This is a genomic window from Nostoc sp. MG11 (assembly GCF_014904695.1).
Classification (GTDB): domain Bacteria; phylum Cyanobacteriota; class Cyanobacteriia; order Cyanobacteriales; family Nostocaceae; genus Komarekiella.
The window spans coordinates 32,517-50,389 of sequence record NZ_JACXXN010000001.1; the positions used below are offsets into that span (position 1 = coordinate 32,517).

At 43.1% G+C, this 17,873-nt stretch carries 15 protein-coding genes; 12 read left to right on the forward strand and 3 right to left on the reverse strand.

Annotated features, from left to right (window positions below):
* Positions 1–8 precede the first annotated feature (8 nt).
* The 3 genes from HCR01_RS00165 to HCR01_RS00175 form a co-directional block, all read right to left on the reverse strand.
* Positions 9–530, reverse strand: coding sequence for a GNAT family N-acetyltransferase (locus HCR01_RS00165; protein WP_193193391.1), 522 nt, complete (start codon positions 528–530; stop codon positions 9–11).
* Positions 531–804: 274 nt separating this feature from the next.
* Complete coding sequence (locus tag HCR01_RS00170; protein WP_193193394.1) at positions 805–1,338, reverse strand: GAF domain-containing protein; 534 nt, start codon at positions 1,336–1,338, stop codon at positions 805–807.
* Positions 1,335–2,252 (reverse strand): metallophosphoesterase family protein, encoded by a 918-nt coding sequence (locus tag HCR01_RS00175; RefSeq protein ID WP_193193396.1) that lies wholly within the window; start codon positions 2,250–2,252, stop codon positions 1,335–1,337. Before HCR01_RS00175 ends, HCR01_RS00170 begins: the two co-directional genes overlap by 4 nt.
* A 136-nt stretch (positions 2,253–2,388) precedes the next feature.
* Here HCR01_RS00175 and HCR01_RS00180 point away from each other — a divergent pair, with 136 nt between their 5' ends.
* The 12 genes from HCR01_RS00180 (at position 2,389) to HCR01_RS00235 (ending at position 17,528) form a co-directional block, all read left to right on the forward strand.
* Complete coding sequence (locus tag HCR01_RS00180; protein WP_193193398.1) at positions 2,389–3,270, forward strand: hypothetical protein; 882 nt, start codon at positions 2,389–2,391, stop codon at positions 3,268–3,270.
* 94 nt (positions 3,271–3,364) lie between these two features.
* A complete protein-coding gene (locus HCR01_RS00185; RefSeq protein WP_193193400.1) occupies positions 3,365–4,942 on the forward strand; it encodes a sensor histidine kinase in 1,578 nt (525 codons plus the stop codon).
* 6 nt (positions 4,943–4,948) lie between these two features.
* The gene (locus HCR01_RS00190; protein WP_193193402.1) at positions 4,949–5,617 is read left to right on the forward strand and encodes a response regulator transcription factor; all 669 of its coding nucleotides are present in this window, start codon (positions 4,949–4,951) and stop codon (positions 5,615–5,617) included.
* Between the two features lie 173 nt (positions 5,618–5,790).
* The gene (locus HCR01_RS00195; RefSeq protein ID WP_193193404.1) at positions 5,791–6,153 is read left to right on the forward strand and encodes a response regulator transcription factor; all 363 of its coding nucleotides are present in this window, start codon (positions 5,791–5,793) and stop codon (positions 6,151–6,153) included.
* A 2-nt stretch (positions 6,154–6,155) separates the two neighbouring features.
* A complete protein-coding gene (locus tag HCR01_RS00200; protein WP_193193406.1) occupies positions 6,156–7,280 on the forward strand; it encodes a HAMP domain-containing protein in 1,125 nt (374 codons plus the stop codon).
* 468 nt (positions 7,281–7,748) lie between these two features.
* Positions 7,749–9,041 (forward strand): glycosyltransferase family protein, encoded by a 1,293-nt coding sequence (locus HCR01_RS00205; RefSeq protein ID WP_193193408.1) that lies wholly within the window; start codon positions 7,749–7,751, stop codon positions 9,039–9,041.
* Positions 9,038–10,225, forward strand: a complete 1,188-nt coding sequence (locus HCR01_RS00210) for a glycosyltransferase family protein (RefSeq protein ID WP_193193410.1) — start codon at positions 9,038–9,040, stop codon at positions 10,223–10,225. The genes HCR01_RS00205 and HCR01_RS00210 overlap by 4 nt, the downstream gene beginning before the upstream one ends.
* Positions 10,226–10,363: 138 nt before the next feature.
* Entirely contained in the window at positions 10,364–11,575 is a 1,212-nt protein-coding gene (locus HCR01_RS00215; RefSeq protein ID WP_193193412.1) for a glycosyltransferase, read from the forward strand.
* A 105-nt stretch (positions 11,576–11,680) separates the two neighbouring features.
* Positions 11,681–12,676 (forward strand): glycosyltransferase family 2 protein, encoded by a 996-nt coding sequence (locus HCR01_RS00220; RefSeq protein WP_193193414.1) that lies wholly within the window; start codon positions 11,681–11,683, stop codon positions 12,674–12,676.
* A gap of 53 nt (positions 12,677–12,729) precedes the next feature.
* Complete coding sequence (locus HCR01_RS00225) at positions 12,730–14,586, forward strand: ABC transporter ATP-binding protein (protein ID WP_193193416.1); 1,857 nt, start codon at positions 12,730–12,732, stop codon at positions 14,584–14,586.
* Positions 14,570–15,766: a histidine phosphatase family protein gene (locus HCR01_RS00230; RefSeq protein WP_226889012.1), complete on the forward strand. Its 1,197-nt coding sequence runs from the start codon at positions 14,570–14,572 to the stop codon at positions 15,764–15,766. Before HCR01_RS00225 ends, HCR01_RS00230 begins: the two co-directional genes overlap by 17 nt.
* 178 nt (positions 15,767–15,944) lie before the next feature.
* Entirely contained in the window at positions 15,945–17,528 is a 1,584-nt protein-coding gene (locus HCR01_RS00235) for an iron uptake porin (RefSeq protein WP_193193420.1), read from the forward strand.
* Positions 17,529–17,873 lie beyond the last annotated feature (345 nt).

A 17,873-nucleotide genomic window follows, 5' to 3' on the forward strand; every position in this document is an offset into this window, starting at 1 on the left:
GCTGCTATTTAGATATCGTGGTTGAAGTGTAATACGAGATGCTCTTCATCAAAATATGTGCCATCAATGAATAAAGCGTCACGCTCTAAACCAAAACGCTCGAAACCGCGTGACTTATAAAGAGAGGATGCTGCTAAATTATTCGCAGTGACAGCGAGGACAATCTGTCGCAGAACACCAAGTTGTCGGGCATGGGATAATGCCCGATCTAGAAGCGCTGCTCCAACACTTTGACGGCGGAATTCGGGCAAAACATACATACTCCATAGTGAACCGATGTGAGCGCGTTTCGGACGACTTTCACGCGAAAAGCCAAGCATTCCTGCTAGTCGTTCTCTGTCATCGAAAGCACCAAAAATACCACTAGTATAATTATCATGAGCGTATAGTCTGGCAGCAAAGTCGGTCAAAGTCAAACAAGCCTCCTGCTCAAAACTGGAAGCAAAAGCCGTCGGTGACTCACTCAACGCTTGTAAACGCAGTTCGCGGTAAGCGGTGACATCTTGCGAGTTTAAAAATCGGATTTTCATGTTATCTGTATTCGCAAGTGGTGGTTGTTAAAAATCATTTTTTAAGCGTCCAGAGCATTCCACTTGGTAAATTTTTCTTGTTCCTGACCCTTTTTAATGTATTTCATCGGTTGAGAATTTCCTTGCGCCGAATCAGTACATCCGCTTTGACAAACTCTGGCTCATCTGCTCCAATTTCATTAGCCAATTCTTGATGTAATTGCCTTTGACTTTCATAGTTTTAATAACGTTGAACCTAATTTACTACAGCTAATAAATTAATAATAAAAAACAGCTAATCAAAAGCAGATTTGATATAATAAACTGCAAAAGGTGTGATTTTTTGGACAAGATTATTAATCACCTCCCGCTCATATTCAGTCCATATTCTTGGATGACCAAAAACGCAAGGTTGTAAAATGCCCCAGAGTTGATTATCTTGGCGAATATGAGCATGAATAAGAGCGCGATGCCCAAAATTTTCTTGTTCAAATTGCCGATTTAAGATTTGAGAATCAGCAGTTTCTACGTCTTCGATAAAGATGGAAGGTTCAGCACGCAGCGCAGCAGCAAACATCGGGTCTTCATCTGGTAAAGATGGGGGTTGCGCTTGCCAATTTTCATTGTAGACGGTGGGTATATCTGGGGTGCGAACCCAACAAAAGGCAACTCTACCGAGGTTTGTCTTGGGATTGTGCAGGTAGAGAAAACATCGATCGCAGTGCAAAAACTCACCCAAAGCTGGTAATAACGCAGTAAATAGGGTATCTGGTACTTGATACGATTCTATAATATTGGCGATCGCAGCAGGAAGCTCTTGCTGATTCATGCTGATTTCAATTGAATAATAGCTCTATCAAAAATCTGATTATCAGTGCCAATACCGTTTATTTCTACTCTATCTGGATACACTTCATACGTAGCAAAACTCAAGTTTTCAGTAGAATATTCAGTCCATTCTGAACGTCCTACAGGACGACTACCTGCACCTGCACCACTAATTAGATAGGTTGTACCATTAATAGAACGAGTGCGCTCATAATTGTGGTCGTGACCATTGATGTAAAGTTGAACACCGTATTTTTGAAATAGCGGAGTAAAGTTTTTAATAAAAGTTTGGTTGACCCCATAGTGACCTGATGAATAAACCGGATGATGACCAAACACTACTTTCCAACTTGCTTTACTCAGACTTAATTCTTGTTCTAACCAAGGTAATTGATTTTGCCAATCAGCATTACTGTTAGTATCTAAAGCAAAAAATTGTACGCCATTACGCTTAAATGTGTAGTAACGTCGTCCATTCATATTAAAGCCAGAATAGCGGACTTGTGGCTCACCATTAGCAGTCCGAATATCGTGATTACCTAAACAAGCTTGGAATTTCACACCTTGCTTGAGCAAAGGTTGATAGGGACGCTCAAAAACTGCGCCGATTTTTTCAATTTCACCGTTGTTATATATGTTGTCTCCAGCTAAAACTACCAAATCATAAGGATTTCGCTTGTGATAAAAATTCATTGCCCTAGCCACAGCATACTGTCCTTTAGCTCCTGTCCCCGTATCTGCCACAGACACAAAACGTAACAACAAGTCTTTTTTAGGTGAGTTTGCGGCTATTGCTATTGAATCGGCAATATCATCACTTTGATTATTTTTATGAGCTAACATCCAGCCAACAAATCCTGTACCAATGGCACTGAGGCTACTTAAAAATAAAAATTGACGACGTTTCATGTTCATATATTCACCAAATTCAACAAATAGTCAGATTAGCCGAAGCAATGTGCAATGAAGTGATACATTAGGGCTGTAGAGACAATACCTGTAACAATTTGCGTTATTTGTCTTTAGATTCGCTGCTTTTGGTGAAAGTTCCATGTCACAGGACAATCAGAATTCACAACCGCCTTCGTCTCCCGAACCCGAAGCGAATCAGCCTCCTCAAGAACCCTACCAGAGAATTCAACCTATTTGGAAGTCTAAAATTATCCAGATACTCAGAGGGACGATTGGGGTTTTAGAAGCGACAGTAGAGAAACTGGAAACAGCGCCACCACCTGGTACTGAGGATAAACCTAGTTTTTTCCAGCAGTTGCAATTGAAGTGGGGTGGACTGTTAAGGACAATCCGCTTATTTTTGCCATCAAATTTGTCAACAAAGTTATCAGATACAGGTTTGACAGCGATAGTTGCTGTTGTTGCTGTAGTAATAGTTTGGACAACTGCAACTGTCTTTAGTAGTAAACCTGTTGAGGTAGCAACAGCTCCCCCAGTTAAGGAAGTTCCTGCACCAACACCTACAATAACTACTCCGCCGGAGTCAGCAGTACCGGAACCACAGCCACCAGAAGAAATTACGCCGCCGTCAGAACCAGAAACTCCCCCGTCACCACCAGAACCGCAACTAGAACCAATTCCCTCGCCAACGCCGACACCAACTTTGGAATTGACACCAGAACAAACCTTGATTGCAGCCATCGAAAATCAAGTAGCGGAAATTAGCGATCGCTTCGCCTCTGGTCTGATAAAGTCAATTCAAGCCAACTTCCGCACCAGCAATCTAACTCTCAAAATTAGCAACGATTGGTATACTCTCGAAGAATCTCAACAGAACAAACTAGCCGCCGAAATCTTACAGCGTTCTCAAGAACTGGATTTTACCCATTTAGAAATTCTCGATTCTCAAAATAGGCTGATTGCTCGTAATCCAGTTGTCGGAACTGAGATGGTGATTTTTAAACGACAAACGACGAGTTGAGTAGAGGAAGGGAGCAGAGGGGCAGGGGAGACAATGAGAAAATTATTGACTCTGGACTCTAGACTCTTGACTCCTTGCTTGGGAAGGTAAAAAAATGAGCAGTGCAACAAAATATCAACGCGACCATCGCACATCTAACATTAAAATACCTAAGCTGTTTGCAGGTTGGCAGCAGATATTTGGAGAAGCACGCACCCGGATTTTATTCTGGTACTTGCTAATTTTGGTGATCACGTTTCTCATTGCTATTCCGGCATTTCGCTACAACCTCTACCAGCGCATTGATGAACGTGTTCGCCAGGACATGACAGAAGACATGGCAGCTTTCAAGGCGTTGATTAGGGGTGAAACGTTTGCTCCAGATGATGCACTCACTGAGGACGACCCAGAAGACTTAGTGATTAAGCCAGAGCAATTGAAGTGGTTACTCTCTGGAAAAAAACAAATCGCTCCTCCAGCCTCTACAGAAGATTTGTTGCTGCTTTTCAGAGCTTATTTGTTGTATCGACTGCCAGAGGATGAATCTTACTTCATCACGTTTATCGATGGTGAATTTTACAAATCTAGTCCTAGAGCACGCCCCAAGCCACTGGCGAAGGAATCACCACTCATGCAACGGTGGGCAAAACAAACCCAATCAGAACAGGGAGAAAAAGAATTCTCTGACCCTGATGTTAGTAAGATTCTCTACATGGTAGAACCGATAAAAATTAATGGACAAACACGGGGAGTCTTCGTTGTTGCCCATAGTGCAGCTGGTGAGCGGGCAGAAGCTCTAGATGCAGTCTCCGTAATTATTGAGGTTTCCAGCCTGGTATTTGTCGTATCGTCAGTTCTGGCGTGGTTCGCTGCGGGACGGGTGTTGGCTCCCCTACGGACAATTACCACTACTGCTCATGCTATTAGTGAAACAGACTTGACTCAGCGCTTACCCGCGCGAGGTAAGGGAGAACTGGGAGAACTCGCAACGACATTCAACGAAATGATGGACAGACTAGAGGCAGCCTTTGCCACTCAGCGCGAATTTGTCAATGACGCTGGACATGAACTTCGGACGCCCATTACCATCGTTCGTGGACATCTAGAATTGATGGGAGATGACCCCCAAGAGCAACAGGAAACCTTGACACTGGTCATCGGAGAACTAGACCGGATGAGTCGTTTAGTTGATGACATGATTTTGCTGGCAAAAGCAGAACGCTCAGATTTTTTGCAGTTGGCGACGGTGAATGTAGGAGAATTAACCCAAGAGTTATTTGCTAAAGCCCAGGCATTGGCAGAGCGGGACTGGCAAATAGATTCAGTGGCGAAGGGTCAGGTTATAGTTGATCGCCAAAGAATTACTGAGGCTGTGATGAACCTGGCACAGAATGCAACTCAGCATACTGAAGAGAGTGATACTATTTCTATAGGTTCTACGATCGCTAAAGGAAAAGTGCGATTCTGGGTACGCGATACAGGCGAAGGAATTCCCCTTGTGGATCAAAAACGCATTTTTGAACGCTTTGCCCGGACTACTAACAGTCGCCGTCGTTCTGAAGGTGCTGGACTAGGTTTATCCATTGTGCGAGCGATCGCAGAGTCTCACGATGGGCAAGTATTGCTTCGCAGCAAATTAAGAGCTGGTTCGATGTTTACCATCGTTTTACCGCTCGATCCCCCCAGGAAATGAGTGCTTATGCCCAACATTCTCATCGCTGAAGATGAACCCCGGATTGCCTCTTTCATTGAAAAAGGATTGCGATCGCAAGGGTTCACAACCGCAGTTGTTGCCGATGGGCTGCATGTACTGGATGTAGCACAAAGTGGAAGTTTTGACTTACTAATTTTGGATCTGGGATTGCCCGGAAAAGATGGATTTCAGGTATTGGAGGAACTACGCGGACAGGGAGAAGATTTACCTGTGATTATCCTCTCTGCCCGGAGTGACATCCACGATAAAATTGCTGGACTAGAAAGGGGAGCAGATGATTATGTCACCAAACCCTTCCGATTTGAAGAACTTCTAGCACGGATAAGGGTACGTTTGCGGAGTGCTAGACCTGCTAGAGAGGCTCAAGAGCTTGTCCTGAAAACAGGCAACGTGGTGCTTGATCTGCGAACTCGACAAGTGAGAGTAGGCGATCGCCTTGTAGAATTGCCTGCTCGTGAATTTACAATGGCAGAAATGTTTTGCCGTCATCCAGGACAAGTCATCAGTCGAGAGCAATTGCTAGATTCTGTTTGGGGCTACGACTATAACCCAGGTTCTAATATTGTTGATGTGTATGTCGGTTATCTTCGCAAAAAACTAGGCAGCAAAGTCATTGAAACGGTTAGAGGAATGGGTTATCGCCTGCGAACATGAGAATTTTCTCATGTTTATTTTCTTATGATTTCATCAATGATTACCATACTGTAGCAGAGACATAAATCTACAGAAAACCTTCTTAATTGCGTTAGCACAACGGGGCGTAGCCCATTACGAATTACGAATTACGAATTACGAATTAATTTAAATCCACCTGCTGAGGTCGGTTTATGAATCAAATTTTGATTGTTGAAGACGAAGCAGGGGTTTCCACTTTTATTGAAAAAGGGTTGCAAAGACAGGGATATACAACCACCATCGCCGAAGACGGACAGCAGGCACTCCTCCTGGTTCAAAACAATGAATTTGATTTGATACTGCTTGACCTGGGTTTACCACTAGTGGACGGTTGGACGGTATTAAAAGAACTTCGTAGACAGGGACAGATAGTACCTATTATCATCGTCACAGCGCGTAAGGACAATCACGAACGAGCAAATGCATTTAAAAATGGAGCAGACGACTATATTACTAAGCCATTTCGCTTTAGTGACTTGTTGGAACGAATTCAAATTCATCTGAGTCGTGGTTGAGTATGAAACAGCACAGTAATTTTGATGAACTAGTTTCTAGACAATCCAATCACCGCTTGCAACCATTAAATAACTCAGATCTGCACACAAGCAATTCTAGACATTGGTTTAGCCACTTGAAGGTTGGTCAAAAGATCGGTATCGGGTATGGACTGCTTTTGAGCATCGCCGTACTAGGAACTACCGCTGGTTTTCTGATTGCGGATCACTACAAGTCCAAGGCACAAAAACGGGAAGAAGCAGCGATTGAAGAGTTGTATGAAGTCTACCAACTCAAAAGTAGTGTGTTTCGTGTCCGCACCAAGCAACACAAGTTAATTTACTACATGGATCGACCAAAGATATGGCAAGAAAAATACACTCAGTTGCTTAAAAATGTTGCTCAAGCCCGCCAAATTTGGTCTGATTTTGGAGCAAACTACAGCATTGAAAAATCTGCCATATATGATTCTGTAATTGAACAGAAAGCGATTCACCGTTTGTTGCAGACTCATAATGGTTTTAGCGCTTACTTACAGCACACAGAAGCCTTGTTTCAAGATAATAATCCCAGCAAGTTGTCACCAAACGAAATTAAGACAGCACAAACTCAACTGTTCAATTTCATGCATGGTTCGTCAGTTTTCAAAATTGATGATTTTCTCAATGACATAACCAGTCTTGTTGAAGTTACAGCCCAAGAGTATCAGCAAGCAAAACAGGAATTACAAACAGCAGAGAAATTACGCCTGTATATTATTGGCGCGAGCCTGTCACTATCGATCGCGATCGCCACACTATTAGCAATTTACACCAGTCGCGCCATTGCTCATCCCATTCAAGCAGTTACCCACGTTGCTCAACAAGTTACCGAAGAATCTAACTTCGATTTGCAAGCACCTGTCACAACCAATGATGAAGTTGGAATTTTGGCTGCTTCCCTAAATCGTCTCATTCAGGAAGTTCAGCAACTCATCAAAGCCCAGAAAGATGCTAACGAACAGTTAGAAGTATACAGCCAGGTGCTAGAAAAGAAAGCAAGCGAACGGACGCGGGAATTAAATGAGAAAAATCGCCGCTTGGAGTTGGCATTAGAGGAATTACGTCGCACTCAAGCACAACTCGTGGAAAGCGAGCAGGGGGAGTAGAGGGGCAGAGGGGCAGGGGGAGAATGATTTTGTAGCTGTAATTTTGGGGATTGGGATAAATAGGACTCGCCGACGAGCCTTTGAACTCCGTTAATGAGTATTGGAGCTTCATTAACGAGTCTTTGAACTCCGTTAATGAGCCTTTGAACTCCATTAATGAGTCTTTGAACTCCATTAATGAGTCTTTGAGCTTCATTAATGAGTCTTTGAGCTTCATTAATGAGTCTCTAATACTCGCCGACGAGATGTAGGCGTAGGTTGGGTTGAGGAACGAAACCCAACTTAAAATCTCGTTTCTAGGTTATATCTGGAAATACCCTTCATTGCCCCTGTGCCTCTTGCCGGGGTTTTCCTCCTGAAAAAATATCATGAGAACTTTCTCATAAAAGTTTCATAAAAGACTCATGGAAGATTGAGAAGCTGATCAGTGAGGCATCCATTCACTGAATAATTGAGGGACATTTAGCCATGAAACTGATGGTATATTCCCACGATGGCTTTGGTCTCGGTAATATTCGCAGAATGCTGGCAATCTGCACTCACTTACTAGATTCGATTCCAGAACTTTCTATATTGGTTGTTTCTGGTTCGCCGATGTTACACAGCTTTCGTCTGCCGAGAAGACTGGATTATATTAAATTACCCTGCATAAATCGGGGAACATCGGGTGAGTTGTCTGCCAAGTATCTGGGGACAGCAATCGATGAAACAGTGAAACTGCGTTCAGAGTTAATTTTATCTGCGATCGCTAATTTTAAACCGGATGTGTTTCTGGTAGACAAAAAACCCTACGGCATCCGCAATGAATTAGAGACGGCTATCGAATATCTCAAAACAGAATTACCAGAAACTCCCTTACTTCTGCTGCTGCGTGACATTTTGGATCATCCAGATGTGACAATTCAAGAATGGCAAAAGCATGGTTATTACGAAGCGATTGAAAGATTTTATGATCGCGTGCTTGTCGTTGGCACTCCAGAAATTTTTGATATCCGCCAAGAATATCAACTACCATCAAAAGTGGCACAGAAGGTGCAGTTTTGTGGCTATATCCGCAAAGAACTAGGACGTAAAAGTCCAAATCTCGTTCGTAATGAGTTGCGACTTAGCCCAGAAGAAAAGCTGATTTTAGTCACGCCGGGAGGTGGCGAGGATGGCTACAACTTAATTGATACCTATCTATCGAGTTTGGCATTGCTGCCTACCTCTCATAAACTCCGAAGTTTAATTATATGTGGCCCGGAAATGCCCTTAAAAGACCAAGCAGCACTGGAGCAAAAGGCGGCTGCATATCCGCAAGTGCAGATGGTTGAGTTTACCGATGATTTGATGAGCTACATTGCCGCAGCAGATGCAGTAGTGGCAATGGGTGGCTACAATACAACCTGTGAGATTCTCTCAGTGGGTAAGCCGGCAGTAGTGATACCCAGAATTAAACCATCTCAAGAACAATGGATGCGAGCAGAACATTTAACAAAACTGGGGGTTTTGGCAGCTATTCATCCAGATAATTTGACACCTGATATATTACTGCGATCGCTCCTACAACAACTCAATACTCCGCAACATAAGATTTCTACTCCGACAATTGATTTGAATGCATTGCCCCAAATTAGTCAATACATTTCTACCTTACTAGTAAAAAAAAAAGAGCGTGGTTCCATTTGGCAAAACCTATCAGCCACCGGAACAATTAAGGGATTTAGAAATAGTTGCGATCATCTAAATAAAAACAAATTTACAGAGGTAAAGTTGCCATGAAACGTCTGATGTTTTACTGCCAACATATTTTGGGTATGGGTCATCTGGTTCGCAGCATGGAAATTGTCCGTGGTTTAACCAAAGACTTTCAAATTTGTTTTATTAATGGTGGTGAAATAATTAAAGAATTTGAGTTTCCGGCTGGTGTTGAAATCATCAATTTACCTGCAATTAAAACCGACTCAGAATTTGAAGAACTACAAGTAGTAGATGATATCTTTAGTCTCACCGAAGCCAAAGAAATCAGAAAAAATCAACTCCTGAAAATATTTGATCAGTTTCAGCCTGATATCTTAATGATTGAGTTATTCCCCTTTGGTAGACGACGCTTTTCTTTTGAATTAATTCCCTTACTAGAACGGGCAAAGTCAAATGAAAGCTCAACCAAAGTTGTTTCTAGCCTGCGAGATATTGTAGTTACTAAACAACATAAGCAGGCGAAACACGAAGAAAAAGTTTGCAACTTAATCAACCAATACTTTGACCTGTTATTGGTTCACGGTGATCCTGAATTTGTTCCCTTAGAAGAAACCTTCTCTAGAGTCAGTGACCTCAAGTGTGCAGTACATTACACCGGATATGTAGTACAAGAACCTCCGATGCATCCTGTGCTTACTGACGAAGAAAAGGAATTGATTAACTCTGATAAACCCCTCATACTAGTCAGCGTCGGAGGTGGTAGATTTGGTCATGAATTGCTTGATTGTGTAGTAAAAACAGCTCCCTGGCTAGAAAAAAAATTGCCGCACAATATTCAAGTTTTCACTGGCCCCTTCATGCCAGAAGACAAATTTAATCAACTGCAAGCAATGGCAAGAGATAGCAAAAATATTCGTATTGGACGCTACACACCTTACTTGCTGAGTTACATGAAAAAAGCAGAACTTTCTATAAGTATGTCTGGCTACAACACCACGATGAATATTTTAACTACAGGTGTACGAGCCATGATTCTTCCCTTTACAGGAAACCAAGACAGAGAACAAACTATTAGAGCAGAGAAGTTAAGTGATTTAGGAGTTGTTAGACTTCTCAATCCTAATGATTTGCAACCAGATTACTTGGCCTTAAAAATCATCAATTACCTTCAATATCAACCCAATAAAATTAACTTTGATTTCGCCGGAGTTGAGAAGACAGCCAGCCTGTTAAAAGCTCTAGCGGTCAAGCAAAAAGTAGCTTAATACAGTATTGCCTAATTTCATAACACCTCAAGCTTTACCAACTTCCTATTTCTCTCTCTGCGCCTCCGCGTCTCTGCGTGAGATTTTCATAATCTAACTCAGCAACACTAGACTTTCTCCTCACAGAAAAATACAATCATGGATAAAACAAAAATTTGCATTACCACACTTGAATATCCACCTGATATTGGCGGAGTTGGTGAGTCAGTACATCGAATTTCCAAAATGCTGATTGACAGTGGCTATGAAGTCCACGTTGCGGTTTTTCGCTCGAAACAACGGCTAGTTTCTGATGGAAGCCGCAGACGAGCAAGTTGCACAACAATGTTTCAAGATGGTGTATTTGTACATCGGATTAAATCAGCAGTTCGTGAAAATGTCACAGAAATTCAAGACTTTTTTAGTGACGTTTATTTTCAACTAAAATGCCTGCATCAAAAATATAACTTTGACCTTTTTCATGCCTTTTTCATGAATGAAACAGGGTATGTGACGACACTTTTAGCAAAAGAAAATGATGTTCCGGTAATCAATAGCGTTCGCGGTAGCGACTTGCATAAGCATATTTTCAATCCCAAGAACCATGCTCAAATAACATGGATTTTAGAAAATTCTGCTTGGGTGACATTTGTGAGTCGGGACTTGCAAAAAAGAGCTAGTGTCATTGCTCCGAGTGTGAAGTTAAAATCATCAGCTTTCTGGAATTCCATTGCACCTATCAACTTTGAGCAACTCCCTACCCCACCTCTAGTTAACGAATTACCAGGTATCGTTATCGGTTCATCAGGTAGGTTCCGAGACAAAAAGGGAATTGAATTTCTCCTTGACGCTTGCGCCGAATTAAGCAAAGAGTTAGATTTAACACTTTTGCTCATAGGTGATTTTGTGGAGAAAGAACGAGAATACTGGGAGCAACAAGTAGAACAAAGTGGAATTGGTAATCGCCTCCGCATCACGGGAATCACCACTCGCCAAGAAGCCTTAGCTTATCTGCCCCACTTGGATATTTTCGTGATTCCCTCACTGCATGACGGTTGTCCGAATACCCTCTTAGAAGCGATGCTAGCGAGTCGAGCAATAATTGGCACTCGTGTAGATGCGATCGCGGAAATCCTAGAAGATGGCGTAAACGGTTTGCTAGTCAACCCTGGCAGTACAGAAGAATTAACTGCTTCACTCCGATATCTAGCAACTCAACCAGAACTGCGGCCAAAGTTGGGTGCAGCAGCAAAAACAAAAGTAACTCAGCAGCTTGCCCCATCAGTAGAATACCAAAACTGGATCAACGTTTATCAACGAGTCTTAATCACATCTAAATCAGTTTTGTTAGGCGAAATATCTCTCGTTTAATCTCCTCACTCTGCGTTCACCGCGTCTCTGCGGTTCGCTATTTATTTAACCGCAGAAACGCAGAGATAACAGAGAAATTCATTTCTTAAAAACAGAATTTAAACCATGAACAAACCACAAATCATCATAATTGTTTCGCAGCGTGAGCGATTCAGTTTTACCCGCGAATCGCTAGAAAGCATTTACGAAAATACTCAACTACCTTTCTCCCTAATTTATGTAGATGGCGGTTCACCCCGCCCCATCCGGCGCTACCTAGAAGAACAAGCGCAAGAAAAAGGATTCCAGCTAATCCGCACAGAACACTACCTTTCACCCAATCAAGCCCGCAATTTGGGTTTACAACAAGTTGATAGCAAGTATTTAGTTTTTATTGACAACGATGTGATTGTCAGTCCAGGTTGGCTAAACTCGTTACTCCAATGCACTGAAGAAACAAAAGCGACTGTAGTCTGTCCGCTTACCTGTATTGGCAAGCCTTTGGGGGAAACAATACATCTGGCGGGTGGCGAAGCTCATATTTTTGTGGAGCCACAGGAAACTGGAGTCAAGCGACGAGTCCATGAAAAACACTACTTTGTGAACCGAAAAGTTGCGGAAGTACGCGATCAACTTCATCGTCAACAATGCGAATTTGCCGAGTTTCATTGTATGTTGGTTCGCGCTGAGATCTTCCAACGAATCGGGCTATTAGATGAGGGTTTGCTGAGTACGCGAGAACACATCGATTTTTGTATGACGGTGGCTGAGGCGGGAGGTACTTTTTACTGTGAACCAGCTTCGGTAGTTACCTATGTACCAGGATTGAAATTTGAATTACCAGAACTAGCATTTTTTATGCTGCGCTGGAGCGATGCTTGGGAAATTGCCAGTTTAGAATATTTCTCGCAAAAGTGGGATTTGACAATCAAAGACAAGTATTTCAAGAAGCGCTATAAGCGGATGGGGCATCGTCGTCATCAGGGATTTTTGAAGCCGCTGCTGAGTCGTCTTACTTTTGAGCAAAACCCTTTGTGGTTAGAGAAAATGGCGATCGCTCTCGAAAAGAAATTAAATCAGTATATTAGCGATCACTATACTCAAAACCAAAATAATTCGTAATTCGTAATTTTTGAAAGTCAGTTTTGGTGTGGGTTTTGGAGAATTGGTATGATATGGCGCATCGAGATCCCAAAAGTCTGAAAGCTGCTTTACCGGGAATTGTGCGGATTTTGCGGCGGTTTGCGCCCCAGATGGGCAAACAAAAGGCGCTATTAATTGTGTCTTTTGTGGCACTAATGGCTGAGATTATCTTGCATCTTTTAGAACCCTGGCCATTAAAGTTTATCTTTGACTACATTCTTGTACCTGGTTTTCGTTCTCAATCCTTGGGGATTCACCTACTTGCAGAACTCAGTCCATTTGCCCTATTAACAGGCTTGACATTAGGGTTAGTAGCGATCGCTTTACTTCGCGCCACTGCTGCTTACTTCAGCGTGGTGGGGATGGCGCTGGCAGCTAGCAATGTGTTAACTGAGATTCGCTCTGAGCTTTATAGTCATCTCCAGAGCCTTTCTTTGTCATTTCACCACAAAGCCAAGGGTGGCGACTTAATTACCCGTGTTGCCTCGGATATTGAGCGACTACGGGAAGTTACGGTAATGGCGGTATTGCCCTTAATTGCCCACTCCCTCACCCTATTCGGCATGATTTTTGTCATGTTCTGGCTACATTGGGAATTGGCATTGATTGCTGCTGCCGTGTTTCCTCTGTTTATCTTCTTTACTATGCGCTTGACAAAACGCATCCGGCAAGTAGTGCGATCGCAGCGTCAGCGTGAAGGTGCAATGGCTGCTACAGCAGCAGAGTCCATCGGGGCAATCAAGGTTGTTCAGGCGCTCTCTCTGCAAGATATGCTGGAGCATACCTTTTCCAGCCATAACCGCCAAAGCTTAAAAGAAAGTGCCAAAGCGCAAAAACTGGCAGCAGGTTTAGAGCGGGTGGTGGAATTGCTAGTTGGGATTGCCACTGCCTTAGTGTTATGGCGGGGTGTGCAGTTGGTATTGGGAAAAGCCATCACACCTGGGGATTTGCTGGTATTTGTCAACTATCTGAGAATTGCCTTTAAGCCAATGCGGCAGCTTGCCAAGTATACCGGGCAAATTGCAAAAGCTACTGCTTCCGGTGAGCGCATCTTGGATGTGCTGGACACCGTACCCGACATCCGTGATGCGCGAGGGGCAATGGATGCACCGTCTTTACAGGGAGGTGTGCGGTTTGAAAATGTTACCTTTGCTTATGAACCAAAAAAGGGAATTTTACAGAACGTCAGCTTTGAGGTGCAACCAGGTCAACGCGTTGCCTTGGTGGGGCCGTCTGGTGGCGGTAAATCAACTCTGGTAAGTCTGCTATTGCGCCTTTATGACCCATTGGAAGGACGGATTTTAGTTGATGGTCACGACCTGCGCGAGTACAAGCTGCAATCTATCCGGCAGCAAATCAGCGTGGTGTTACAAGATACCATCTTGTTTGCCGCCAGTGTCAAAGATAATATTGCTTATGGTTGTTTGGGAGCTTCTGACCAAGCAATTGAACGCGCTGCTCGCCTGGCAAATGCCCACGATTTCATCATGGCAATGCCTGAAGGCTACGAGACTATTCTAGGTGAGAGAGGGGCGACGCTTTCAGGGGGACAACGGCAGAGAATTTCCATTGCTCGCGCTGCCATTCGTCAAGCTGCGATTGCAATTTTGGATGAGCCTACCACTGGCTTAGACAACGAAAACGAACACGCCGTCAACGAAGCACTGGAACGTTTGACTCAAGAATGCACGACCTTTTTAGTTTCTCACAACCTTAAAGCCGTTGAACAAGCTGACTTGATTCTCTACATCGAAGGTGGACAAATCTTAGAGCGGGGTACGCACAAGGAACTGCTGCGCCTAGGTGGACGATACGCCGCGATGTATGCCTTGAAATCTGCGATTAGCGGAAATTCCCGCGAGGATGATATGTATGCAGTTGAAGCTTGATCAAAAAGGGCTAAAGTGGCCAGAATCCCCATCCTCAATCACCCGTGTGATTTTGGTGCGTCACGCACAGAGTACCTACAATGCCCAAAAGCGTTATCAGGGAAGTTGCGACGACTCAGTTTTAACCGAAAAGGGGCGCAACGATGCTTATCAAACTGGTGTTGCTCTCAGGGATATAAGGATAGATGCAGTTTATACAAGTCCTCTGCGGCGAGTTCAGGAAACTGTAGTTGAGATTTTAGGAGGGATGAAAGTAGAAAAACCTGTCTTGACATCTCCGCTTCTCAAAGAAATCGAGATGCCTGCATGGCAAGGACTAACGTACAAATACGTACAAGAACATTTTGCGGCAGACTATCGCTGCTGGAAGGAGCGACCCCACGAGTTTCAGATGACAGCGCAGGTAGAAAGGCAGTCAAGATCTGCTATATGTGTCCAACAACAATGCTTCCCAGTACTGGATTTGTACGATCGCGCTGATCAATTCTGGCAAGAAATTCTGCTATTTCATACTGGCAAGACTATCCTGATTGTCAGCCATAGCGGCACAATTCGGGCGTTAATTAGTACTGCGATCGCAATGAAATTTGAGCAATACCACGTTCTCCAACAATCAAACTGTGGCATCAGCATCCTAAATTTTCCCACACTCGGACATCAGCAGGCGCAACTTGCGGCAATGAATCTTACTACTCATCTAGGTGAAGTTCTACCCAAGGTAAAGGATGGTAAACAAGGTCTGCGTCTACTTTTTATACCAGCTATTGGCACAGTCACACATTTAATTCAAAAGCTAGCTGAACGCCTTCAGACAATAACAATTGATTTTAGCCTTAACAGCGATTTGGAAAGTTCTCAACACATCGCCGAGCAACTACTTAAATATCATGCCGAAACGGTACAAATCCAAGTATCACATAAATATTTCCCTCAGACTGTGCAGCAACAGCTTTCATCTCAACGCGCCATGATGTCATCTAATGACATGGACTCACCCCATCTTATAACAGGATTAATAGTAGCCTCTCCCTCCATTATCCAGAATTTGCTAAGTCAGGTTTTAGATACCTCACCACAGTGCTTGAATCTGATTCCCGATACCCTAAGTATTATTTACTATCCTCTAAAAAGCCGTACCCCTGTGCTGCAAGCCATGAATGTTACTGATTTTAATTGGTGATTGGGCATTAGTAAGACTCATCATTCAACCAAGCACAAATAACAAAGGACAAATGACAAATGTCTATGGCACTAACACTAAAGTACCAAAGAAAAATACTGAGATATTAAAAGAGCTACTTTTAACCTCAAACATATACCAGTTGTGTAAGTCCTGACTAAAAAACATTCCGGCTTAGATGAAAAAACAATATCAGTCAAGAAATATCTGGAATGTCTGCTATATCACCTTGCTTGCCTTTACAACTATTATTTCACTGGAAAGTAGGATTTTTGCTCACGAAGCCCCTTCTCTCTTCACTGATTACGACATTGATAACACTAATTCTCTCGCCAAAATCAATGCTGTTTCTGAGTTAGCAGAAATTCAACCTACTGACTGGGCTTTTCAATCTCTAATATCCTTAATGAAGCGCTATGGTGTGGTTGCAGGTCATTCTGAGAGCATCTTTAGTGGCAACCAAGCCATGACTCGCTATGAATTTGCTGCCAATCTTGCCGCAACCATGAACCGCATCAATGAACTGACAGCAGATGCTAACACAGCCAGTCAGGAAGACCTGGAAATTTTGAAACGGTTGCAAGCTGAGTTTGGCAAAGAACTAGAGGTTTTACAGGGACGATTAGACAGTGTGGAAGCCCGAATCGAGTCTACACATTCGTTTTCTCCAACTACGAAATTAGAAGGCGAAGTTATTTTTGCTGTCTCTGGAGTTGGCGGCGGTGAAAAAGCTGATGGCAGTGGTGATACTATCGATAGCAATCTGACTTTGAGTAGTCGGGCACGCCTGACCTTTAATACCAGCTTTACTGGTAAAGACCGCCTGAAAGTTCGCCTGCAAGCCAGTAATCTTCCTAGAATAGATAATGCTACGGAAACTGACATGGCTCGTTTAGCCTTTCAGAGCAACAGCGATAATCAATTTGAATTGAGTGTCTTAGAATATCGCTTTCCCATAGGAGAGCAAGCTACTGCTTATCTTGAGGCGGAAGGCGGCGATCTTGATGATTTTACCGATACGCTTAATCCTTTTTTCAGTGGTAGTGGTAGTGGTTCCATTTCCCGTTTTGCACAGCGCAACCCAATTTATCGGCAGGGCGGAGGGGCTGGAGTCGGATTGGTTTACGATTTTAGTGACTCAATCAGCTTGAGTTTGGGGTATGTGGCTGACGATGTGAATGATCCAGAAGTTGGGTTTGGTGAAGCGGAATACGGGGCGATCGCTCAACTCAATCTCGAACCCAGCGACTCTTTGAAAGTCGGCTTAACCTACATTCACTCTTACAACAGCCTCGAAACCGGAACCGGCAGTTCCCGCGCCAATGATCCTTTTGATGACGAGAGTGATGCAATCATTGCAGACTCTTTTGGTTTACAATCAACCTTTGATGTTAACGATGGTTTAACTATCTCTGGTTGGGTTGGTTTTACTCACGCAACAGCAATAGATCTGCCAAACAACCCAGTAGCAAACGTTTTTAACTGGGCGTTAACTTTGGCTTTCGTCGATTTGGGCAGCGAAAACAGCATTGGCGGAATTGCGATCGGTCAACCACCCAAAGTTACTAGTAATGACTTTGAGATTGCAAATCAGCTATACGAAGATGAAGATACATCTCTCCATTTAGAAGCCTTCTACCGCTTCCAAGTTGATGATCATATCGCCATCACTCCAGGATTATTGATGATTACTAACCCAGAACATGATCGCCAAAACGACACAATCTATATCGGCACAATTCGCACAACTTTCAGCTTTTAAAAATCAGTAGACTTACAAAATAGAGTATAAAACCCGAAACTCTATAGAGACGTTATATATAACGTCTCTGTATATTCTTCTTATTAAAAACCGGGAATATTAAAGAATATTACAAATTGTGGTGTCATATATTCAGGCTTATTTGGAAAGTTCAAACAATGACAACCACAACAATATCAATAAGAGGATGTTTGAAAAGTCCTGTTTTTGGTAGCAAAAGGTTTTAGATCCCCCCTAACCCCCCTTAAAAAAGGGGGGAACCGGAGTCAAAGTCCCCCTTTTTAAGGAGGATTTAGGGGGATCTAAAAGTGCCTAAAATCACAGCCAACCACTTTTCAAACAACC

Excerpts from the sequence above, each read along its gene's own strand:
- HCR01_RS00165 (WP_193193391.1), bottom strand. The coding sequence starts at position 530 with ATGAAAATCCGATTTTTAAACTCGCAAGATGTCACCGCTTACCGCGAA.
- HCR01_RS00170 (WP_193193394.1), bottom strand. The coding sequence starts at position 1,338 with ATGAATCAGCAAGAGCTTCCTGCTGCGATCGCCAATATTATAGAATCG.
- HCR01_RS00175 (WP_193193396.1), bottom strand. The coding sequence starts at position 2,252 with ATGAACATGAAACGTCGTCAATTTTTATTTTTAAGTAGCCTCAGTGCC.
- HCR01_RS00180 (WP_193193398.1), top strand. The coding sequence starts at position 2,389 with ATGTCACAGGACAATCAGAATTCACAACCGCCTTCGTCTCCCGAACCC.
- HCR01_RS00185 (WP_193193400.1), top strand. The coding sequence starts at position 3,365 with ATGAGCAGTGCAACAAAATATCAACGCGACCATCGCACATCTAACATT.
- HCR01_RS00190 (WP_193193402.1), top strand. The coding sequence starts at position 4,949 with ATGCCCAACATTCTCATCGCTGAAGATGAACCCCGGATTGCCTCTTTC.
- HCR01_RS00195 (WP_193193404.1), top strand. The coding sequence starts at position 5,791 with ATGAATCAAATTTTGATTGTTGAAGACGAAGCAGGGGTTTCCACTTTT.
- HCR01_RS00200 (WP_193193406.1), top strand. The coding sequence starts at position 6,156 with ATGAAACAGCACAGTAATTTTGATGAACTAGTTTCTAGACAATCCAAT.
- HCR01_RS00205 (WP_193193408.1), top strand. The coding sequence starts at position 7,749 with ATGAAACTGATGGTATATTCCCACGATGGCTTTGGTCTCGGTAATATT.
- HCR01_RS00210 (WP_193193410.1), top strand. The coding sequence starts at position 9,038 with ATGAAACGTCTGATGTTTTACTGCCAACATATTTTGGGTATGGGTCAT.
- HCR01_RS00215 (WP_193193412.1), top strand. The coding sequence starts at position 10,364 with ATGGATAAAACAAAAATTTGCATTACCACACTTGAATATCCACCTGAT.
- HCR01_RS00220 (WP_193193414.1), top strand. The coding sequence starts at position 11,681 with ATGAACAAACCACAAATCATCATAATTGTTTCGCAGCGTGAGCGATTC.
- HCR01_RS00225 (WP_193193416.1), top strand. The coding sequence starts at position 12,730 with ATGGCGCATCGAGATCCCAAAAGTCTGAAAGCTGCTTTACCGGGAATT.
- HCR01_RS00230 (WP_226889012.1), top strand. The coding sequence starts at position 14,570 with ATGCAGTTGAAGCTTGATCAAAAAGGGCTAAAGTGGCCAGAATCCCCA.
- HCR01_RS00235 (WP_193193420.1), top strand. The coding sequence starts at position 15,945 with ATGAAAAAACAATATCAGTCAAGAAATATCTGGAATGTCTGCTATATC.